Origin of the sequence: Streptomyces sp. CA-111067 (assembly GCF_050956065.1) — a bacterium.
In the GTDB taxonomy this organism is placed as follows: Bacteria; Actinomycetota; Actinomycetes; order Streptomycetales; family Streptomycetaceae; genus Actinacidiphila.
Genome location: NZ_CP192103.1, coordinates 1 through 19,487, shown reverse-complemented (window position 1 = coordinate 19,487; position 19,487 = coordinate 1). Strand labels below are relative to the sequence as shown.

Sequence of the window (19,487 nt, the reverse complement as noted above, 5' to 3'; positions counted from 1 at the left end):
GGGACCCGCTGCTCCGGACCATCGCGCGAGCCCGGTGCCGCCGACCGGGAGATACGGGCGCTGCTCGGCGCGCCGCGCCACCGGGCGCGCTGAGGCCGGCGCCCTTCCCCGGCCCGCGCCGAGCCCGGTCGGCCCGCGGCTACGCGTCGAGCGCCGGCCGCATCCGTTCCACCGGCCGGTGCAGCGCCGCCTGCTCGGCCGGGTCCGACGTCACCCCGCCGACGTCACCCCGCCGACTGCGCGCAGCCGGCTACCGCGGTTGGCCGGGCTCGCCGTCTGCACCGGCATCCCGGGCCCGTCTCGTTCTGCAGCTCCACGTCGTGGTGGTCTTCGGCCCAGTCGTCGCCGATGGAACAGCACCGGCCTTCCCCGGCTTCTCTGGGCGTTCTGTGTGTGCAGCCAGCGGAAGGCACGGCTCGCGTTCTAATGGATCAGGTGCTCACGCCCAACCTGCCTGGCGGGCACGCCATCCCATCAGCAGTCAGGCCCCGGCCGACCAGCAGGGGCACGGTCTGACCTCAGAGCTCGCGGTGGCTCCGAAGGAGGAAGTGCGCACCTGCTGGCGGCTACGGGCCGTAGTTCTTCCTACGGCCCGATGGGTCCATGAGAAGCGGGTACGTGCTCGTCGCCCGCGATCGGGCCCTGCGCGCTCTCGGTCCCGCCGCAGACTCCGGCGAAGAGCGGGCCGGCCGGGCGCCGCGCCACGCGCGCGTGGTACGCCTCCCGTAGCGGCCGATCACGTCGTCGTGTCGCGCGCTCATGGCGCCCGTTGTCGGCGCGGGGTCCACCGGTCGGTGGACGGGAAGTTCCACCGGGCGGTGCTGATGTCCACCGGGGCCCCGCGGCCAGCATCGGGGTATGAGAAATCTTCCGGTCAACGTGGCTCGTTGGAGCGCCCGCCACCCGTGGCGGGCCATCGTCGGGTGGTTCGTCTTCGTCGTCCTGTGCCTGGGCGGGGGTGCGGCGCTCGGCGGGCATGCCGCCACCGCCGACGACTTCCGGGTGGGTGAGGCCGGGCGCGCGGAGGCCATCGCGGCCTCGGGCGGGCTGGAGCAGAAGGCCGTCGAGAAGGTGCTGATCACCGCGCTGGGCGGGGCGCTGGACGGCGACGCCGCCGACGCCGCCGCGCGGGACATCGCCGACAGGATGCGCGGGCTTCCCGAAGTCGCCGACGTGGCGAGCCCGTTGTACAACGCGGACCGTACGGCTGTACGCGTCGACGTCACCCTCAAGGGCGCGGAGCTGGACGGCAAGAACCATGTCGATCCGGTGCTCGCGCAGACCGCGCTCGTCGCGAAGGCGTATCCGGCGCTGCGGGTGGAGGAAAGCGGCGGCCCGTCCATCAGCAAGGACGTGCAGGGGCAGCGCGGCGACGACCTGTCGCGTACCGAACTCATCGCGCTGCCGGTCACGTTGCTGACGCTGCTGCTGGTCTTCCGGTCGGTGGCGGTGGCGACCGTGCCGCTGCTGCTCGCGCTGACCGCGATCGCGGCCGCCATCGGGCTGTCGATGATCGCCTCGCACGCCTTCCCGGACGCCGGTGTCGGCACCAACGTCATCCTGCTCATCGGGCTCGCGGTCGGCGTCGACTACACGCTGTTCTACATCAAGCGAGAACGCGAGGAGCGGGCCAAGGCAGGGGGAAAGTTGGGGTCGCGGGAGCTGGTGGAGCTGGCGGCGGCCACATCCGGGCGGGTCGTGGTGGTCTCCGGGCTCGCCGTGGCCGCGTCCAGCGCAACGCTCTACCTCGCGGACGACGTGATCTTCTCGTCGCTCGCGACCGGCGCGATCGTGGTCGCCCTCGCCGCCGTCGTCAGCTCGATGACGGTGCTGCCCGCGGTGCTGGTCAAGTTGGGCGTACGGGCGGAGCGCCGGGCCGAACGCCGGGCACGCAGGGGGCGTAAGGCCAAGACCCCCGCACGGCAGGGCGGCGGGCGGCTCGTCGGCGCCGTCCTGCGCGGCACCGCCAGGCGGCCCGCGGCCGTCCTCGCGGCGGGCGGGCTCGCCCTCCTCGCGCTGGCAGCGCCGCTGAGCGGCCTGAAGCTCACCGACATCGGGCGCGAGACGTACAGCCGCGGCCTGCCCGCGATGCAGGCGTGGGACCGCACCAACCAGGCTTTCCCGGAGCAGACGTCCGTGAACCAGGTGCTGGTGAAGGCCGATCCGGACCGGGCCGGCGCGGTCGCGGCGGCGCTGCGGAACGTCGCGGCCCGCGCGAAGGCCGATCCCGTCTTCGCTGGTACGTCCGCGCTGCGCACCTCCGCCGACCACCGCGTCAGCATGCTGGAGCTGGGCGTCCCCGCGTACGTCAGCTCCGACCGGGCGCACACCTCGCTCGCCCACCTGCGGGAGGACTACCTGCCGCAGGCCATGAAGGGGCTGCCGGACGTCGAGGTCGCGGTCACCGGCGACATCGCGCGCTTCGCGGACTACCCGGCGCACGAGAAGGCCAAGCTGCCGCTCGTCATCGGGGCGCTGCTGCTGGTCACCTTCGCCCTTACGGTGTGGGCGTTCGGCTCGGTGGTCATCGGCCTGCTCGGGGTGCTGCTCAACCTGCTGTCGGCGGGCGCGGCGCTCGGCGTACTGACCCTGGTCTTCCAGAACACCTGGGCGGAGGGCGCGTTGGGCTTCACGTCCACCGGCTCGATCGGCTCGCGCGTGCCGCTCTTCCTCTTCGTGATCCTCTTCGGGCTGTCGATGGACTACCAGGTCTTCGTCGTCAGCCGGATCCGGGAGGCGGTGCTGCGCGGGGAGTCCACGCGCAAGGCGGTGCTGGACGGTATCGGCCACTCGGCGAGCGTGGTGACGAGCGCGGCCTTCGTGATGGTGACGGTGTTCGCGAGCTTCGTCGGGCTGCACCTGATCGAGATGAAGCAGCTCGGCTTCAGCCTCGCGGTCGCGGTGCTGCTGGACGCCTTCGTCATCCGCGTGATGGTGCTGCCCGCGGCGCTGCTGCTGCTCGGCGAGCGCGCCTGGTACCCCTCGCGGGCGGTGCGTCGGGCACGGGCGTCGGCGGCTGCGGTGGACCAGCGCCCTGCCGCGAGCGCCGTAAACGTAGGCTGAGCTGCATGGTTCCCTGGCTCAGACCCGCAACGCAGATACGCGCGTGGTCCCTGCACCGCGGTTACGTCCTCGGCTGGCTGCTCCTCGGGCTGCTGCCCCTGGTGCTTGCCGGCCGGGACGACCCGCCGCCCGCCCGCTGGGCGGCGGTGGGCTTGCCGCTCGCGGTGGGCGCGTACTACCTGCTGACACTCGCCCTACCGGGGCGTGCGGTGTCGCGGCCGCGCACGGTGGCCTGGGCGCTGATCGCGGGGCTCGGCGGGATGTCGTATCTACGGGAGGGCGGGGCGTCGGTGTACGTGGCGACGCTGCCGCACTTCTGGTACCTGGCCGGGGCGCCGGGCGCCGCGGTCTACTACAGCGGTGTTGCGGCCGCCGTGACCGTGCTGGGCGGCGACGCTCCGCAGGGGCTGAGCCCGCAGCTCTTCACCGGCAACGCGGTCGCCACGCTCGCGGCCTTCGCGGTGAGCATCGCGGCCGGACTCGCGGTGGTGCGGCTGATCGAGCAGAACGACGAGCGGGTCCGGCAGCTCAACGCCGAACTGGAGGGGGCCCGGCTTCGGTTGGTCGAGGCCTACCAGCGGCAGGGCGCCACCGAGGAGCGCGAGCGGCTGGCCCGCGAGATCCACGACACGCTCGCGCAGGGCTTCGCCTCGATCGTCGCGCTCGCGGAGGCGGCCCGCTCTGGTATCGCGGGCGAACCCGCCCGCTCCGCCCAGCAGTTGCGGTCGATCGAGCGGACCGCGCGGGACAACCTGGCCGAGGCGCGGGCCCTGGTACGCGCCGCCCCGGCGGGCGGGGACGGGCAGGGGCCGGTGACGGCGACGCTGCGCCGCGTCCTGGAGCGCTTCGCCGAGGACACCGGCCTCGCCACGGACGCCGAACTGGCCGACGTGGAGTGCGACCAGCAGACCCGTATCGCGCTGCTGCGCTGCACACAGGAGTCGCTGGCCAACGTCCGCAAGCACGCGGGCGCTTCGACGGTCGGCCTGGTCCTGGCCGCGTACGGGGACCGGGTGGAGCTGGAGATCACCGACGACGGGCGCGGTTTCGCCGTCGGCACCTCGCAGGGCTACGGCCTGGACGGGATGCGCCGCCGGATGGCCGAGCTGGGCGGCGGGTTGAACGTGACCAGCTCGGTCGGCGACGGCACCCGCGTCCTCGCCGTCATCCCTACCGCCGGAAGGGGCGAGCAGTGAACGAGCAGCGGCACAGCGGTGTGTTGCGGGTCGTCCTCGCGGACGACCATGAGGTGATGCGGGCCGGAGTGGCCGCGCTGGTGTCCGGGGACGCGACGATCGAGGTCGTCGGCGAGGCGGGCGACGGGCGCGAAGCGATCGCGCTGGTCGCGGAGTTGGCGCCGGACCTGGCGCTGCTCGACCTGCGGATGCCGGTGCTGGACGGGGTGGCCGCGACTGAGGAGATCGTACGCCGCCACCCCGGTACCCGGGTGCTGATCCTCACCACCTACGACACCGACGAGGAGATCGAGCGGGCCGTGGAGGCGGGCGCGATCGGCTACCTGCTCAAGGACGCCACGCGCGAGCAGCTCGTCGGCGCGATCCACGCCGCCGCGCGCGGCGAGACCGTCCTCGCGCCGCGCGTGGCGCAGAAGCTTGTCTCGCGGATGCGCCGCCCTGCGCCCGTGGTACTGACCGCGCGCGAGCAGCAGGTGCTGGACGCGGTCGCGGACGGGCTGTCGAACGTGGAGATCGGCCGGCGCCTCGTCATCGCGGAGGCGACCGTCAAGACCCATCTGCTGCGCGTGTTCGCCAAGCTGGACGTCAGCGACCGCACGCACGCCGTGGTCACGGCGATGGAGCGCGGCCTCATCTCCCGTCGACCGGACCGCCGTTGAGCAACTCGGTGGTGCGGGTGGTGAGATCGGTGTCGGTGATCTCGCGCAGTACGCGGCAGGGGGTGCCGACCGCGACGGTCATAGGCGGAATGTCGCGGCTGACGATGCTGCCCGCGCCGATCACCGAGCCGTAGCCGATGCGCACTCCCGGGTGGGGCGCAGGGCGCCGACCGCGGTGAACTCGGGGGTTTCCGGGTGCTGGACGCGGACGGCGCCGAGGTCGGCCGGGTGCTGCAGACCGGGAAGGCCAAGCGGTCGATCCAGCACGCCCTGTGGCTGCAGCAGCCGGATCGTCCCAATGTGGTGGCTCGCTACCACTGGGCGGTGGGCAGCTCCGGCGATGTGGCGGACCGGGCGGGCACGGCGGCGGTCGCCGCGGTGGCCGATGCGGCCTTCGATCTGGCCCTGTCGGTGGTCACTTTCGGTCTGGGTGACGGGGACGGTGAGAGCTCGGAGTCGGGCGAGGCCAGGCCGACGACGTGGCGGGCGGGCAGCGAGGTGGTGCTGACCCATGGTGATGCTGTGGGTCATCGTGCCCGTTACACCAGGCAGGCGGGGTGGCTGGACATGCGCCTGGCCTTCGCGCTGGCCGCGGTCCGCGGACGGTGAGGCCCGGGCTGCTGGTGCGGCCCGGGCCTTGCGCGTCGGGAAGGCGGCGTCACTGTCTCGGTGTGAGTCCTTTGCCGGTGGTGTAGGTGAGTCGGCCTTGGTAGACGGTGGGTTGGCAGCCTGGGCCGTTGGGCTGGCCTTTGGTGAGGGTGAGGGGCAGGGTCTGGTCCAGGGTGGGGCGGGTGCTGCCTTGGGGGGTTTCGGTGTAGTGGACGGTGACCTCGGTGGCGCCGATGGTGTCGGGTAGTGGCACGTTCAGGGAGGTCTGCGTCGTGCCGGTGCCGGTGCCGGTGCCGGTGCGGGAGTCGGCCGGCGCCGTTCGGGTGTCGCAGCGGGTGTCTACGCACATGCGGTAGGCGGTGCCGGCTTTTCCTGGGATGTCGGCCGTCACGCCGGAGCTTGCGCCGACGAGGGTGCAGGCTCTCTCGCCCGGGGCGCTGTCGCATCCGCTCGCCGTCGCCAGGGTCACCAGCGCTGTGAGTGCCCCCGCCACGGTCCACGTCCTGGTTGTCATGGCGGTGTGACGTGGCGGGGGCCGATCGGGTTCCCGGTGCGGCGGACGGTCAGTCAGCTGCGGTGCGGGCGGGTGGGCTGCGGTGGTGCGGACGGTCAGCGGGGGTGGTGTGGCGGACGGTGTGCTGCGGTGGTGCGGGCGGGTGAGCTGCGGTGTGGCGGGCGGGTGGGCTGCGGTGTGGTGGTGGGTCAGTGGTCGATGGTCAGTGTGTGGTGTCCCGGGCCGGCGTGGGCGGTGGCAGTGCCTGCGCCTGCGCCGGTGTGGGTGCCGGTGGCGGTGCCGGTGTGGGTGTGGGTGGGTGTGGGTGTGGTGGTGATGGCTGGGGTGGGGTGTATCCGGCTGCCGGGTGGGTGGGTGGGGGATGGTGATCGTCGCGGTGGTGTTGGCGGGTACGGTGGCGTCGATCCGGAAGCTGTGGGCGGTGGCCTGCCAGTGGACCGATATCCGGCCGTAGGGGGTGTCGGTGGGCTGTGACCGAGGTGGGGCCGGCGGGTGTGTAGGGCCGGATCGCGGTCTTCTTGTATCCGGGCGCGGCGGGGCGGATACCGCCGAGGTATTGGTAGAACCACTCGTCGACCGTGCCGAACATCGCGTGGTCGTGCGACCGCGGGGTGGCGGTCCACTGCTCCCGCAGTGTGGTCGCGCCCAGCGAGGCCCAGTAGCCGTAGCCGGGGTAGGTGGGCTGGGTGGCGACTTTGCAGGCGAGGTCGGCGTGGCCGTGTTCGGTGAGTGCGGGGAACAGTGCCATGGTGCCGATGATGCCGGTGTCCAGGTGGTTGCCGCCCGCGGCGATGCTGCGCACCAGTGCGGCGATGACGGCGTCGCGTTGCGTGTCGGGGACCGGGCCGAGGTAGAGCGGGTAGGCGTTGGATGACTGGCGGTACGGTGTCGCGGTGCCGGTGCGGTAGACGCCGGTGGCCGGGTCGAGGAACGCGGCGTTGAACGCGTCGCGGATCTCGGCGGCCTGTGGCGCGTAGGCCGCCTGGTCGGCGTTCTTGCCGAGCGCCCCGGCGATCTGCGCCATCAGGTCGGCGCACCGGTGGTACGGCCCGGTGGAGGTGAGCGTCGCGCCCTCCGGTGGCGGTACGTTGCCCGGTGGGCACCAGTCGCCGTAGGTGCCGTCCAGGATCGAGCCGGTGGCCCGGCCGGTGAGGTAGTCCGCGAAGCGCGCCATGCCGGTGTAGCGGGTGCCGAGGATGCCGAGGTCGCCGTACTCCTGGTAGAGCGTCCAGGGCAGCACGATCCCGGCGGTGCTCCAGGTGGGGTCGGCGCCCTGGCCCGGGCCCAGGGCCGGGGCGAGGTCGCCGAAGTTGCCGTCCGCGCCCTGGTCGTCGGCCATGACCGCCGGGAAGTTGGTCCAGAACGTCTGCGTGTCGAAGTTGTCCAGGCTGGGTGCGCAGAACAGTGACGCGTCGCCGAGCCAGCCGCGTTTTTCGTACATCGGGGTGTCGGTGGGGATGCCGGTGAGGTTGTTGGCGATGGTGTCGCGGGTCATCTGGTGCACGGTGTCGACCAGGTCGTCGGAGCAGTGGAAGCCGCCGGCGGCGGGCAGGTCGCTGCCCAGCACCCGGGCGGTGACGGCGTCGCGCGGCGGCCGGCCGGGGTGGCCGTCCAGCTGCACGTACTGGAAGCTGCCGTAGGAGAACGACGCCTCCCACGTCTCCGGTCCGGTGCCGGCGGTGGTGTAGGTGTCGTGCTGGATCTCGCCGGGGGTGATGCCGGGGTCGCCCTGGTTGTCGACGGTGCCGTCGGCGTTCAGGATCTCGCCGTACCCCAGGTCGACGGTGGTGCCCGCCGGTGCGCGGACCCGCAGCCGCGGGCGGCCGGTGACGAGGCGGGGGAAGCCGAACACGTAGCTGCCCGGGGCCGGTTCGGTGACCGAGGTGGCCTGCAGGGTTCCGGTCACCCGGATCGGCGGCATCGGCTGCGGGCGGTCGGCCGGCGGCAGCTTGGCGCCGGCGCGGACGGCCGCCGGTGTCCATCCCTTCGTCGGGGCGCCGGGCCGGTCCCAGCCCGGGAGTTCGGCCCGCGCGTCGTAGGCGTCCCCGTTGCAGACGGAGTCGGCGAGGGTGGGGCCCGGGTGCGCCGACCAGCCGCCGTCGCTGACGACCGTGGTGACGGTGCCGTCGCGGTGCGTCGCCCGCAGGACGAGCCGGGCGGCGGGCCGGTCGCAGATCCAGGACGCGTTGTCCCAGTAGATGGTGGGGCTGTCGATCGCGTAGAAGGAGCGGCCGAGGACGAGTCCGACGGTGTTGGCGCCGTGCCGCAGCAGGCCGGTCACGTCGTAGGCGCTGTACAGGCCCGCCGTGTCGTACAGGCTCGGCGCCGGGTCGAGTTCGCGGTCGCCGACCCGCCGGGCGTTGAGCGAGGCGAGGTAGTAGCCCAGGCCGCAGACGTACAGCCGGGCCGAGACGACCGGGGCGCGCAGCGAGAAGTCCTTGCGCAGGCAGGGCGCGGGGGCGGCGTTGTCCACCGTGACGGCGCTGCCCCACGGGCCGCCGCCGTAGGCGTCCTGGTCGAGCGGCACCGCCCAGCCGGAGTCGTCGAAGCCGGGGCTGTGCCAGCCGGCCGGCGCGGAGGCGGAGGCACGCCAGGAGGTGTCGGTGGGAACGGAGTCGGCGCTGTGGCCCGCTGTCACCCGGGCCGTCGCGAGCAGCCCGGCCGGGGTCGGGCCGGTGTTGGTGACCGCCAGTGCGATCGCGTTCGCGCCGGTGCGCACGTGCGGGCCCAGGTCGTAGACCTGGGCCCGCTGCCAGCCGTCGGCCGCTTGCGGGTGCGAGGCGACCAGCGTCCCGTTGGCGTAGGGGTCGTAGAAGTCGTCGGCGGTGACGACGGCGGTGGCCCCGGCGGTGACGACGGCGGTGGCCCCGGTGACGGCTGGTTTCGTAGGTGAGAGTGGGCAACGATTGTCGATGGCTTTGGGCAGCACTTGGCGGTCATTGGGCCCGGAAATGTCGATGAGAAGTAGCAACGCTTGAAGCGGGAGCCGCTCTCTGGCGCGTCAAGTCGACGAGGATGGGCGGCATGACGGATGGGGATCGTTTGGGGCGGACGGCTGTCCACTATGCGGTGGCCGATGGCGATGTAGTCGAGCTGAGAGAACTGCTCTCGGACGGGGCAGATCCGGGGGCGCCTGATTCCTCGGGCTGGACGCCGTTGCACTTCGCCGCGCAGGCGCAGGACCCGCTGGCCGCCGAGGTGCTGCTGGCAGCAGGGGCAGCGGTGGACATGGCAGATTGCAACGGCAACTCCGTTGTGGAAGGCAGTGTTCAGCTCTCGGGGTGAGGGCACGATGATTCGGGTGCTGCTTGCTGCTGGGGCTGACCCCGACCGGGCGAATGAGCATGGTGTGAGCCCGCGGGCGCTGGCGGAGCGGATCGCCAACTATGACGTCGCTGTCCATCTGCCGGATGGTGAAGACCGTTCATCCTAGGCTGTGACCTGCGCAGTCACAGCCCTGGTCCCTTCCCCGGTGCCGTGATGGTGGCCGGTCCCTCGGGCCACGTCAAGGTCGTTCGTCCTCGGCTTCGCCTGCGGGCGCGCCCACCTTGACGTGGTCCTGTGGCCGGCGAGTCGGCACCTATCGGGGGAAGCCCCAGAGCGGTCAGCCTGCGGTGGCGTCGTGCGGGCCGGTGTGGGCCCTGGTGCTGGCGAGGCGGTAGGAATCGGTGCCGGTCTGGATGATGTTCCCGCCGAAGGTGAGGCGGTCGACGATGGCCGCGCAGAGCCGCGGGTCGGTGAAGGTCTTCGTCCAGCCTCCGAACGATTCGTTGGAGGCGATCGCGACGCTGTTCTTCTCCTCGCGCTCGGTCAGAACCTGGAACAGCAGCTCAGCGCCCCTGCGGTCCAGCTCCATGTAGCCGAGTTCATCAATACAAAGAAGATCAACTCGGCCGTAGCGGGCGATGGTCTTGGTCAGTTGCTTGTCGTCCGCGGCTTCCACCAAGCTCGTTCACGAGCTTGGTGGCCAGCGTGTAGCGCACCCGGTAGCCGGCCATCGCCGCCTCGGTGCCCAGCGCGATCAGCAGATGCGACTTGCCGGTGCCCGAGTCGCCGATCAGACAGAGCGGCATGCTCTTCTTCACCCACTCGCAGGTCGCCAGTGTATGGATGACGGCGGGGTCGACGTTGGGGTTGGCCTCGAAGTCGAAGGCCCTGATCGACTTCTCGCGCGGGAAGGCGGCGGCTTTGATGCGCCGCTCGGAGCGGCGGCGGGCGCGGTCGTCGCACTCGGCCATGAGCAGCTCGGCCAGGAACCCGCGATACGACATCTGGTCGCGGGCGGCGGCTTCGGCGAGTTCGGGGAACTGCTGGCGGATCGTCGGCAGCCGCAGCATCCGGCATGCCTGGTCAACGGCCGCGTCAGCGGCCTGTTCGGTCAGTCCGCGGTGGCGTTTGAACTGCGTCACGGTATCTCTCCCTGGCCGGCGGAACGGTGGCCGGGCTGCCTCGGCCGCAGCAGCTGGTCATAGGCCGCGACCGACGGCAGCGGCCGGGTGTCGGGCGGCAGATGTGCCAGCCGCCGTTCGGTCAGGAACGTCACGCGTCCCGGTTCCGGCGGCTCCAGGACAGGCTCGGTCGCCGCGTCCGCCTCGGCAGCCTTCCGGGCCTCCAGGGCGACGGCGTCCGCGGTCAGGGCCCCGGCCCGCAAGGCCGCCGCCAGGCCGGTCACCAGGTGTTCGTGGGACATGCTCCGGGCCATGAGCAAGACCTCGATCAGCGCGCGGGTTCCGTCCCGGTCGCCGTGGGCCTTGCAGGCCGCTGCCCACCACGCGTCGTGAACAGGGGTGAACTTGCCCGCTGAGCGGGCCTGTTCCAGTGCGGTCGCCCCGGGGAACGCTCCGGGTTTGCGGACCAGTGCCTCCAGGTAGTGGTCCAGGTCCAGGCGGACACCGCCTTTGGCGATCAGCCGTTCGTGCCGGGCGACCTCCATCCGGCCGTCGTAGACCACCACCTCGGAGGCGTGCAGCATGACCCGCACGGTTCGGCCGATCAGCCGCACCGGCACCGAGTAGCGGTTGGTGCGGACACTGACCTGGGAGAACCGGTCCACCCGCAGGCTGAACAGTCGCCCCGTCTCGAACGGCTGGTCCGGCAGCGGCCGCAGCAGCCGCCGCTCGACCTCGAAGTACTCCCGCACCACCCGCGGCCGGGTCCCGATCCGCCGGTCCTCGTCCTGCTCGTCCCACTGGTCGACCATCGCGTTCAGCTCCGCCAGCGAGCCCGCCTCCGGGACGGGGACCATGTGATTGCGACGGAACCAGCCGACCTGCCCCTCGACCCCGCCCTTCTCATGTGCGCCCACGATGCCCGGCCGGCAGTAGAAGGCGTCCAGGCCGTAGTGCGAGCGGAACGCCACCCACCGCTCGTTCTCCGTTCTGGCCCGTGACCCCAGCACCCGGGCGACCGCCGCCCGCAGGTTGTCGTAGCGGACTTTGCCGGTCGGCACTCCGCCCAGCACGCTCAGAGCATGGACGTGGCCTTCGAGGAATGCCTCCTGGCCGCAGGAGGCGAACACGCGGTGCACGGCCTTGCCGGAGAACGACAGGCGCATCGCGAACAGGTAGCAGGTGACCAGCTCACCGGCCAGGCGCACCTTCACGTCCCCGAAGTCCACTTCCGCCTCGGCCCCCGGCTGATGGGACTGCACGATGAACGCCTCCGCCGCCCCTCGGCCGGCCTCGATCGCGATCTGGGAGCGCCGGGCGGCGACGTATGCCCTGACCATGGGATAGGTCACTTCCTCCGCTCGGTGTTCATCGACCAGCCGGTCGAAGATCCGCTTGACGGTGTGACGCTGCTTGCGCGGCGCGTCCAGGTCCGCACGCAGCATCTGGTCGATCAGCAGCTTGAACGGGTCCAGCCGTGTCCCGCGGGGAGGCGGCTTCTTCCTCGGCTCCGGCCAGACCGAATCCAGTGCGGCCTTGACGGTGCGGAAACCCACCCCGTACTCGCGCATCAACGCCCGGTGCGACATGCCCGAGCGGGCATCGCGGCGTATCGCCGCGTACAGATCGACCTTGGACTTCGACGGCACCATCGCCCCCTCATCATGCAGAGCACTTCGATGCTCCCACCGCAAGCCCTGAGGTGTTGTCAGAACTCGCAGACATCACCCTCCGTCGAAACCGGGCGCACTCCACGCTGAGCAACAACCGTTCTCAAATCCCGCGTACAGAACCAAACAGCCCGATCTTGTGTTCGGTCCCGTCCACGACTTCCACGGCCTTCCTGGACGGCTGCAGGTGGCCCTCACGGGCGTGGAACTGCCGGGCCGCCGCCAGGTTCGCCGCCCACTTGTCCGCCTGCGTACGGGGCGCCGGCGGCCGCTCGTCAGGCTCCGCCGGCGCCAGGTGCAGCATGTTCTCCAGCATCCAGGCCTGCGCGGGCAGCAACTGGTCCCAGTTCAGGCGCTGCGCCTGCATCCACGCCCCGAGATCCTCGCCCTGGAGCGGTCATCTGCCCCGGCGCGGTGGGCAGCGGGCTGCCGGCCTCGATGAGGCCCCGGCACAGCCGGTAGGGGCGCTGCCAGACCACCGGCCAGACCGGGCACCAGCTCGGGTCGATCGCCTCGAGCGCGTCCCTGCGCTCCTCAGTGAGCGCCCCGGTGGTGGAGCCGACCGGTAGCCCCTGCTCGCGCCGCGTTTCGATCTCCGTCAACCGCCGACAGGCCGTCCTCAATTCTTGGCCCACATTCCGACTGGATGTCCGTTGTGAGTGGGCGTCTTGGTGGCAGCAGGCGGGCGCCGGCGGCAGAAGTCCTTTGCCGGCCTGGCAGCACAGAGCCGTGTGGACTGCCCTGCTGTCATGAGGTGACTAGACGACTGCCATTGTCCGGCTGGCGCCGGCTCTGCGGGCTGTCACAGGGGCGTCTACTCACAGCTGGACTCGTTCTCCGTGAAACTCCGCCATTTCGGAGGTTTCAGATGTCCAATGTTCGCGGCCTTGGGTGCAGTGTAACCGCGTCCGGATCAAATTCTTCTAGGCCGACAATCCCTTTCGCGAAGCTCAAGGAGAGCTTGAGGTTTTTTATTCGAGCCAGAGGTGTGATGTCGATGATGTCAGATGTTGCTTCGCGGAAGTTGATGAAAACCTTCTCAAGGTTGGGGAATATATTCGGGATCAGGTCTGCTTGTGTAGCCGTATCTTTGGGCATGAGTCGGAGATAGGTGACGGCCTGCATGGGAACGGCCTGGGTGAGATCATAATGTGAAAGAAATATTTCTTCGAGGTGCGGAAGGGGCGCGATCTCTCGCCAGTCTTCCGGGGTGGGCTGTCTGTTCATTGTCAGCTCTCGCAACTGCTGCCACTTGGAGATGCCCGTAAGGTGTGGACCGGTCCCAGGGCCCAGATGTAGCGAGGTGAGGCTCTCTGGTCCGGGCAGTTCTGCCAGGTTCTGATATGACAGGGGGGTGTAGAGGCCCAGTGATGTGAGATTGGGAAGAGAATTCAGGGCTGTCAATGAGAACTCATTGGGCAAATTGACTAGAGTCAGATCGGCTAGTGGATGGTTTGCGATGTCATCAATATGTGCGAACCCTGTTACGCTTCCAAGTGCGAGTTCTCTCAGAGTGGGAAAAGAATGCAAGAATTTTAGGTTCTGCAGTCGGGCACCTGCATAGATTCGCAAGGCGTGAGTCTTGGGCGACAGGTACTCTGTGATTTCTCCCGCGGTGAACTCTTCATTTTCGAAGGAAATGTCGGTTACGGGCGTCAAGAAGCGAAGCGCATTACGCTGATCGTGGCTTTGCACGCTCAGGTAGATTTTTTCCCTAACGGCGGAGAGGATGTCCTGGGCGTACTGGTCCGCGTCGAAGTGCTCCCAACCCCTCACCAGTTCATGAGATGAGGTGTCTTGGGGTAGGGACGTCACGAAGCGCTGGAGGAAGACATAGGCCTGGTCGCTGCCGATGGCGGCGGCGGTTCGCACCACGGCCGCTACTTCATCGCCTTCCAACCCCTGAGGCTGTGGCAGTAGGTCCAGGATGCCTGGCCCAAGCGAGGCGAGGGTGTCCGCTTCCTCTTCGGAGCGGGGCGGCATGAGGGCGCGCGCGTGCTGTTCGACGAGGTCGCGGGTGTCGGGTTCGATTTCGGTCGCGTAGTGCAGGCTCGCCTGGGCCAGGAGGTGGAGTCTGGGGCGGTGTTCGGCTTCAGCATTGCCACGAGTGACGAGGCGGTTGAGCAGATCAGTGCTCTCAGCCGGACGGGAATGGGCGACGGCCATGCGGATGACGTCTTCCCACTGGTCGTCGTGGGCGTTGTTGATGAGTAGGGGGAAGTCGTGCGCTTCAATGGCGGCTTTGGCGCCGAGGTAGTCCTGGAAGGTGCGGTGGACGAAGTCGACGGTGTCGGCGGTGGGCTGGCGCAGCAAACCGCTACGGCCGATCAGATGAGTCAGGACCTGCTCGGCCGGTCCCTGTTCGGCCACGGCTTGCATGGCAGGCAGAGCATCGCCGATCAGAACCAGCGCGGTGGCGTAGTCCATTTCGGTCTGGCGGTTGCGGATCAGCCAGTAGGCAAGGCGCTGGAGAAGCTTGATGCTCTGGTGCTCGGTGAGCTGGATCCCTTCGGGGATGTCGATGCTGCGTTCGCGGTCACGGCGTACGAGCAGCATCGACAGCGCGGCTTGGTAGAGCTCCATGCGGCTGTGCGGAAGATGGCCGCGGCGGTCCCGGTGGAGCGCGCAGACCAGCGCACACATCAGCGGCGTACTGGACAACTGCGCCAGGTCGCGCTGAGCACGCACCGTCATCCGCAGCGCGGATTCCAGTTCGTCCAGGTGCGCTCGTTCATCGGCAGACTCGGCGCCGCGGCGGGCTGCAGTGTGCCACCGGCCCACGAACACCCCGATGTCGGCGGCGTTCATGGGCCGAACCGTCAACTCGGTGAAGCGCGATGACGCTAGCCATCCCTCGGGAACCGCCGACGGGCGCGTGGTGACCACGAACACAGCATCCTGATAGGCCGCCAGAAGCCCCTCCAACCAGTCCCGTGTGGCACCCCGCTGCTCTTGTGGCACTTCGTCGATGCCGTCGATCAGCACGAGACCCTCGCCCCGGGCTAGCACGGCATCGGCCCAGCGCTCGGGCTGCGAGGCTGCCAGCGGGGTACCGACTGCCGCCAGGAACTCCTGAGGCTGGGGGAGAGGACCACGTCTCACCAGTGTTCGCAGCGGCAAGACAAACGGAATCCGGTCCCGCCAGTCCGCCAGCTCTTCTGGCAATTCCTCCCGAGCTGCGGCTACCGCAAGCCACTGGAGGAGAGTGGACTTCCCGCTGCCGGCCAGCCCTCGCAGGAGCACTCGCCGGTGCCCAGACAGGGCATGCTCGGCGCGTTTGACGACGGACCTTGACCGGTCAGCTTCATCACCGCCGCCCGACCAGCTCTCGGCCCGCTCCGCCAACTCCAGGCTCAGGTAGGCCGCGTCCAACGGCCAATGGGCACGGTCCGGGCGACTGAGGTCCAGTCCCACGACAGTTAGCCCGGAATGCCGCTGTTCCACGTAGGCGCGATACCGCTGCTCGAATGAAAGCGGTCCTGACACTCGCGTAGCCCTGGACACCGACGGGCGAGCGGCAGCCGAGCGTAGAGCCAGCAACGGCTCCGCGTCCGCCTCCAGTGCCTTCGCCAGTAGCACCAGCGTTGTCTCGGATGGCACCTTGGAACCGCTCAGCGCCTGACTGAGCGTGGTCCGCCCCAGCCCAGTCCGCTGCTGAAGACCGCCCGACTGCAGCCTCCGTTGCGCCTTCAGCGTTCGTAACCGCCGTGCCAGCTCCGTCAGCGGATCGCCCGGCAACTCCGCCATATCCCGATGCTCCGTCGCTCCGATGACCGTTTTCATTCATCTTTGTGCACGCTGAACCCCGGCGAACACCAAACCGGCGAACTTCTCCTCAGCGACCCCACCGATCCTGGGAGAAGGAATGAACACCACACCCACTCACCTGATGCTCCTCCTTCTGCTCTTGGCCGTCGTCCTACTCTTCTGCATCCTGGCAGGCGCCACCGCCGGTCTGCTCGCCCGCCTCGATGGAGCCACGTATGCCAAGGCACTCATGCATGGAGCCGTCACCTTCGCCGGCTGTGCCACACTCTCGCTGGCACTCCTGACTTTCGTGATCGCAGCCGTGTGAGTCGGCCCGGTTTGCCGATGCGGCCCGAGCCTGCGTTTACCAGTGCATGCCCAGCTCGGTGAGTTCCTGGCGCCGCGCCTCGCTCAGCTTGTCGGCCCTGCGGCGGGCGTTGTCGAGGAACATGCCGAGTTTGTGTTCGGTTCCGTCCACGATTTCGACGTGCTTGCGCGGGGGCTGGAGGTGGCCTTCGCGGGCGTGGTACTGCCGGGCGGCTGCGAGGTTCGCCGCCCACTTGTCGGCCTGCGTGCGGGGCGCCGGCGGCCGCTCAGACGCCTCCGCAGGGGACAGGTGCAGCATGTTCTCCAGCATCCACTGCTGCGCGGGCAGCAGCTGGTCCCAGTCCAGGCGCTGCGCCTGCACCCACGCGCCGAGGTCTTCGCCTTGCACCGTGGCCTCGCCCGGTCCGGGCAGCGGGGCGCCGGCTTCGATCAGGTTGCGGCACAGCCGGTAGGCGCGCTGCCAGGTCACGGGCCAGGCCGGGCACCACGACGGGTCGATGGCCTCCAGGGCGTCCCTGCGTTCCTCGGTCAGCGCCCCGACGGCGGAGCCGAGCGGCAGCCCCTGCTCGCGCCGCGCCTCGATCTCCGCCGCCTTCCTGCCCGCCGTCCTCAGATTCTTGGCCCACACCCCCACCGGATGGCCGTTCCAGTTGGCCGTGGTGGGCGGGAGGAAGTGCCCGTGTGCGGCTGCCCACCCCTGTGCTGCTGACAGTCCCTCCTGAAAGGCGACGTCCCAGTGCGACCACACCATCTGCAGGTCTTCGAGTTCCCTGGCGCGCGAGGGCTTCATCTCACCCGCGTTGTAAAACCGCCTCTGGTCAGCGATCCACGTTCCCAGAGGGAAGTCAGCGGGAGTCCAGTCCTCCGGCGTGACATAGGAATAGGGAACTTTCAGATCCCCGTTCTCTTTCACGTACCGGGTCGCGGCCTGGACTCCCTGACGCCAGTACGTGTTTTCGGGCTGGAGAATCCTCAGTTTCATGAATTGCGCCAGCACGGCCGGGTCACGCGGGGTGGAGAAGGACAGCAGGCTGCTCGCGGGGGCCGACGTGCCGCGTTCCTCACCCCGCCCGGCCCCCTTGGTCTCCGCCGCCGACGGCTTGCGGCTGCGGGTGTTGGCCTGCTGCTCCGCCAGGGCCTCCACGGTGTCCGCGTCGTGACTGCGGAGGGCGGCCAGAACCTTGGCCAGGCCGTTGTACCCCTTGGACGTGAGCATGGCGTCCGGGTCTTCGTCCTTGCCCAGAAAAACGGGCACCACCAATGACGCGACCTTGCCCTCTCCCGGCTTCATGCGCAGTGCCCGGCCGACGATCTGGAGGATATCGACGGCCGACCCGCGCACGTCCCCGAAGTACACAGAGTCACAGCCTGGTGTGTCCACGCCCTCTCCGAGGATGCGAACGGAGCTGAGCAGTCGCAGGCGCATCGGGACCAGGTCGCCGTCCAGGCGCTCGCCGACCGGGTCCGCAAACGTGGCCAGCACCTCCTTGCGGCGCTTCGGTTTGTGCTCCCCGCACAGCCAGTCCGACCACACCCGATCCGGCTCCGGGTACGTCTGCGGGTCGTCCTCCCACAGCCGCCGCGCCACGGCCGGCACCCCGGCGGCCATCGCCTCGGCCTCGCTGGTCCGGTAGTGGAAGGTCAGCATCCTGCGCAGGCCGCGTTCCGCGGCGGTCTTCACCGCAGCCGTCTGCAACGCGGCGAGCCGGCTCCCGCGCACGGTGTCCGACCTGGCCTCAATCCCCAGCAGCGCGGCCGCCTGGAGCTCCGGGTCGGTCACGTCCACGCACACCACCTGCCACGCCGCGACCAGGCCGAGATTGCGGGCCTGCGAGAGCGTCAGCTTGTACGCCACGCTGCCGAACAGCCCGTCCGGGTCGTCTTCCATGCTGGCGACCAGCACCGGTGCCCCGCCGGCGCCTTCCTCGGTCTCCGGCGCCTCCCACACCCTCGGGGTCGCCGTCATATAGAGCCTGCGGTCGGCCGGGATGCGGGTGTTGTCGTGGATCGCCGCCCACGGCTTACTGCCCCGGCCGCTGACCCGGTGCGCCTCGTCCACCACCACCAGCGACCACGGTGCGAGGCCCGCCTCGTGCGCCCGCTGGAGCGTCCCCAGACCCACGCTGGCGTACGTGGCGAACACCGTCAGGTGCTCCTGGCCGCGCGTCCACGCCACCAGCTCGTCCACGTTCGTCGTGCACGCCGCGAGCCCCTGCGCCTCCTCGGCCCGCAGCGAGCAGATGCCGTAGAACGGGCCGGTGCGGCCGCCGGCCCGCCACGCGGCCGCCATCTGCGTCAGCAAATCCAGAGTCGGCACCAGTACCAAAACCCGGCCTGCCCGCAATTTCCGCGCGGTCAGCACGGCCATAAACGTTTTGCCCGAGCCGGTCGCCGCGATGACCTGCGTCCGCAAGCCCTGCGCGGGCATTTCCTGACCCGGTTGCAATTCGAGTGCCCGCACCGCCGCATCGGATGCCTCGATCTGATGCGGAAGCGGGTCCATCTCCACGACCGTGTTTTCCGCTTCGGCTGTGACCACTGCCACCATGGTTTGACGCTCCCCCATCCCGGGACGATGCGCGGCCCCGGGCGGTGTGCTCCGGGGGTGGTGTCTGAGTCCAGAGATTAGCGCACTCAGAAATTTGACGCAGCATCGATCGATCCCATGACCGGAACTGTCCGAAACTGGTTCCCCCACGCCACCCACCGACCGCCAGCGCGGAGGCCGCTAGTGTCCTGTCGATGTCGATCACCGCGGTCGGACCAGCCCAGAAAGAGGCCTGCTCATGGGATTCATGCAGAAGTGGGGGCACAAGCGCGCAACCAAGGGTGCGATCGCTGCTCGAGAGCGAGGCGAGAACACGTACGTGCGCACACTGGCTTCAACCCTCGAGGAGATACGGAGCAGACACATCGCCCTGATCGAATCCGAGGGCTGGAAGCTGGTCAGCGCCAAAGAGAACCCTGCAACCCCCAAGGAGCGCTGGACATTGACATTCCGACGCGTTGCCAGCGGAGGCGTCGACTCCGCGCCGCAGCAAGCTGACATTCCGCCCTCCTCCTAGCCAGCCTGTTTGTTGCCCGCCCCGCACGGAACGGGTGTTCCCGCAGCCGCTACGGGGCGCGGAGCGCACCGCGGGGACCTGAGCGGAGCGAGGGGCCGGGCCCGCCAGGAGGCGGGTGCAGCCCGCGTCCTGGCGGGCCGTCAACCCTGGAGCGCAGCGGAGGGGTTGGCCGGCGAAGCCGGGCGGACCGCGCGCAGCGCGGTCACGCACCCGCGGAGCGGGTGCGAACCGTGAGCAAGCGAACGGTTT

At 69.7% G+C, this 19,487-nt stretch carries 12 protein-coding genes and 3 pseudogenes; 7 read left to right on the top strand and 8 right to left on the bottom strand.

Going from position 1 to position 19,487, the window contains the following annotated elements; all coding sequences use genetic code 11:
• Window positions 1-858 precede the first annotated feature (858 nt).
• The 3 genes from ACQPW6_RS00075 to ACQPW6_RS00065 are packed head-to-tail and all read left to right on the top strand — an operon-like array spanning window position 859 to window position 4,918.
• On the top strand, window positions 859-3,063 hold the full coding sequence (locus ACQPW6_RS00075; protein WP_433887396.1) for an MMPL family transporter: 2,205 nt from the start codon (window positions 859-861) through the stop codon (window positions 3,061-3,063).
• A 5-nt stretch (window positions 3,064-3,068) separates the two neighbouring features.
• A complete protein-coding gene (locus ACQPW6_RS00070) occupies window positions 3,069-4,259 on the top strand; it encodes a sensor histidine kinase (RefSeq protein WP_433887395.1) in 1,191 nt (396 codons plus the stop codon).
• Window positions 4,256-4,918, top strand: coding sequence for a response regulator (locus tag ACQPW6_RS00065; RefSeq protein WP_433887394.1), 663 nt, complete (start codon window positions 4,256-4,258; stop codon window positions 4,916-4,918). The genes ACQPW6_RS00070 and ACQPW6_RS00065 overlap by 4 nt, the downstream gene beginning before the upstream one ends.
• On the opposite strand, the pseudogene ACQPW6_RS00060 reads toward ACQPW6_RS00065, so the two are convergent.
• A pseudogene (locus tag ACQPW6_RS00060) lies at window positions 4,890-5,072 on the bottom strand (sugar O-acetyltransferase); the annotation flags it as partial. The gene ACQPW6_RS00065 and the pseudogene ACQPW6_RS00060 overlap by 29 nt on opposite strands.
• Window positions 5,073-5,113: 41 nt before the next feature.
• On the opposite strand from ACQPW6_RS00060, the gene ACQPW6_RS00055 reads away from it, so the two are divergent.
• Window positions 5,114-5,527 (top strand): hypothetical protein, encoded by a 414-nt coding sequence (locus ACQPW6_RS00055; RefSeq protein ID WP_433887393.1) that lies wholly within the window; start codon window positions 5,114-5,116, stop codon window positions 5,525-5,527.
• A gap of 49 nt (window positions 5,528-5,576) precedes the next feature.
• On the opposite strand, the gene ACQPW6_RS00050 is transcribed toward ACQPW6_RS00055, so the two are convergent.
• Window positions 5,577-6,020, bottom strand: a complete 444-nt coding sequence (locus ACQPW6_RS00050; protein ID WP_433887392.1) for a hypothetical protein — start codon at window positions 6,018-6,020, stop codon at window positions 5,577-5,579.
• A 586-nt stretch (window positions 6,021-6,606) separates the two neighbouring features.
• Window positions 6,607-8,514 (bottom strand): annotated as a pseudogene (locus ACQPW6_RS00045) (family 78 glycoside hydrolase catalytic domain); the annotation flags it as partial.
• A 551-nt stretch (window positions 8,515-9,065) separates the two neighbouring features.
• On the opposite strand from ACQPW6_RS00045, the gene ACQPW6_RS00040 reads away from it, so the two are divergent.
• Window positions 9,066-9,326 (top strand): ankyrin repeat domain-containing protein, encoded by a 261-nt coding sequence (locus ACQPW6_RS00040; RefSeq protein WP_433887391.1) that lies wholly within the window; start codon window positions 9,066-9,068, stop codon window positions 9,324-9,326.
• A gap of 319 nt (window positions 9,327-9,645) precedes the next feature.
• Here ACQPW6_RS00040 and istB read toward each other — a convergent pair.
• The 4 genes and pseudogenes from istB to ACQPW6_RS00020 form a co-directional block, all read right to left on the bottom strand.
• Window positions 9,646-10,450 (bottom strand): annotated as a pseudogene (gene istB, locus ACQPW6_RS00035) (IS21-like element helper ATPase IstB).
• Window positions 10,447-12,081 (bottom strand): IS21 family transposase, encoded by a 1,635-nt coding sequence (gene istA, locus ACQPW6_RS00030; RefSeq protein ID WP_433887390.1) that lies wholly within the window; start codon window positions 12,079-12,081, stop codon window positions 10,447-10,449. The pseudogene istB and the gene istA overlap by 4 nt, the downstream one beginning before the upstream one ends.
• A 121-nt stretch (window positions 12,082-12,202) precedes the next feature.
• On the bottom strand, window positions 12,203-12,466 hold the full coding sequence (locus ACQPW6_RS00025) for a hypothetical protein (protein ID WP_433887389.1): 264 nt from the start codon (window positions 12,464-12,466) through the stop codon (window positions 12,203-12,205).
• A gap of 497 nt (window positions 12,467-12,963) precedes the next feature.
• Window positions 12,964-15,882, bottom strand: a complete 2,919-nt coding sequence (locus tag ACQPW6_RS00020; protein WP_433887388.1) for an NACHT domain-containing protein — start codon at window positions 15,880-15,882, stop codon at window positions 12,964-12,966.
• 82 nt (window positions 15,883-15,964) lie between these two features.
• Here ACQPW6_RS00020 and ACQPW6_RS00015 point away from each other — a divergent pair, with 82 nt between their 5' ends.
• Window positions 15,965-16,174, top strand: a complete 210-nt coding sequence (locus ACQPW6_RS00015; protein WP_433887387.1) for a hypothetical protein — start codon at window positions 15,965-15,967, stop codon at window positions 16,172-16,174.
• A gap of 36 nt (window positions 16,175-16,210) precedes the next feature.
• On the opposite strand, the gene ACQPW6_RS00010 is transcribed toward ACQPW6_RS00015, so the two are convergent.
• Window positions 16,211-18,721, bottom strand: a complete 2,511-nt coding sequence (locus ACQPW6_RS00010; RefSeq protein WP_433887386.1) for a Helicase associated domain protein — start codon at window positions 18,719-18,721, stop codon at window positions 16,211-16,213.
• Window positions 18,722-18,959: 238 nt separating this feature from the next.
• On the opposite strand from ACQPW6_RS00010, the gene ACQPW6_RS00005 reads away from it, so the two are divergent.
• Window positions 18,960-19,238 (top strand): hypothetical protein, encoded by a 279-nt coding sequence (locus ACQPW6_RS00005; RefSeq protein ID WP_433887385.1) that lies wholly within the window; start codon window positions 18,960-18,962, stop codon window positions 19,236-19,238.
• The last annotated feature ends 249 nt before the right edge of the window (window positions 19,239-19,487 follow it).

What these genes read in the sequence shown, in the direction of transcription:
- ACQPW6_RS00075 (WP_433887396.1), top strand. Translation starts at nt 859, where the DNA reads ATGAGAAATCTTCCGGTCAACGTGGCTCGTTGGAGCGCCCGCCACCCG.
- ACQPW6_RS00070 (WP_433887395.1), top strand. Translation starts at nt 3,069, where the DNA reads ATGGTTCCCTGGCTCAGACCCGCAACGCAGATACGCGCGTGGTCCCTG.
- ACQPW6_RS00040 (WP_433887391.1), top strand. Translation starts at nt 9,066, where the DNA reads ATGACGGATGGGGATCGTTTGGGGCGGACGGCTGTCCACTATGCGGTG.
- istA (WP_433887390.1), bottom strand. Translation starts at nt 12,081, where the DNA reads ATGGTGCCGTCGAAGTCCAAGGTCGATCTGTACGCGGCGATACGCCGC.
- ACQPW6_RS00025 (WP_433887389.1), bottom strand. Translation starts at nt 12,466, where the DNA reads ATGCAGGCGCAGCGCCTGAACTGGGACCAGTTGCTGCCCGCGCAGGCC.
- ACQPW6_RS00020 (WP_433887388.1), bottom strand. Translation starts at nt 15,882, where the DNA reads ATGAAAACGGTCATCGGAGCGACGGAGCATCGGGATATGGCGGAGTTG.
- ACQPW6_RS00015 (WP_433887387.1), top strand. Translation starts at nt 15,965, where the DNA reads ATGAACACCACACCCACTCACCTGATGCTCCTCCTTCTGCTCTTGGCC.
- ACQPW6_RS00010 (WP_433887386.1), bottom strand. Translation starts at nt 18,721, where the DNA reads ATGGTGGCAGTGGTCACAGCCGAAGCGGAAAACACGGTCGTGGAGATG.
- ACQPW6_RS00005 (WP_433887385.1), top strand. Translation starts at nt 18,960, where the DNA reads ATGGGATTCATGCAGAAGTGGGGGCACAAGCGCGCAACCAAGGGTGCG.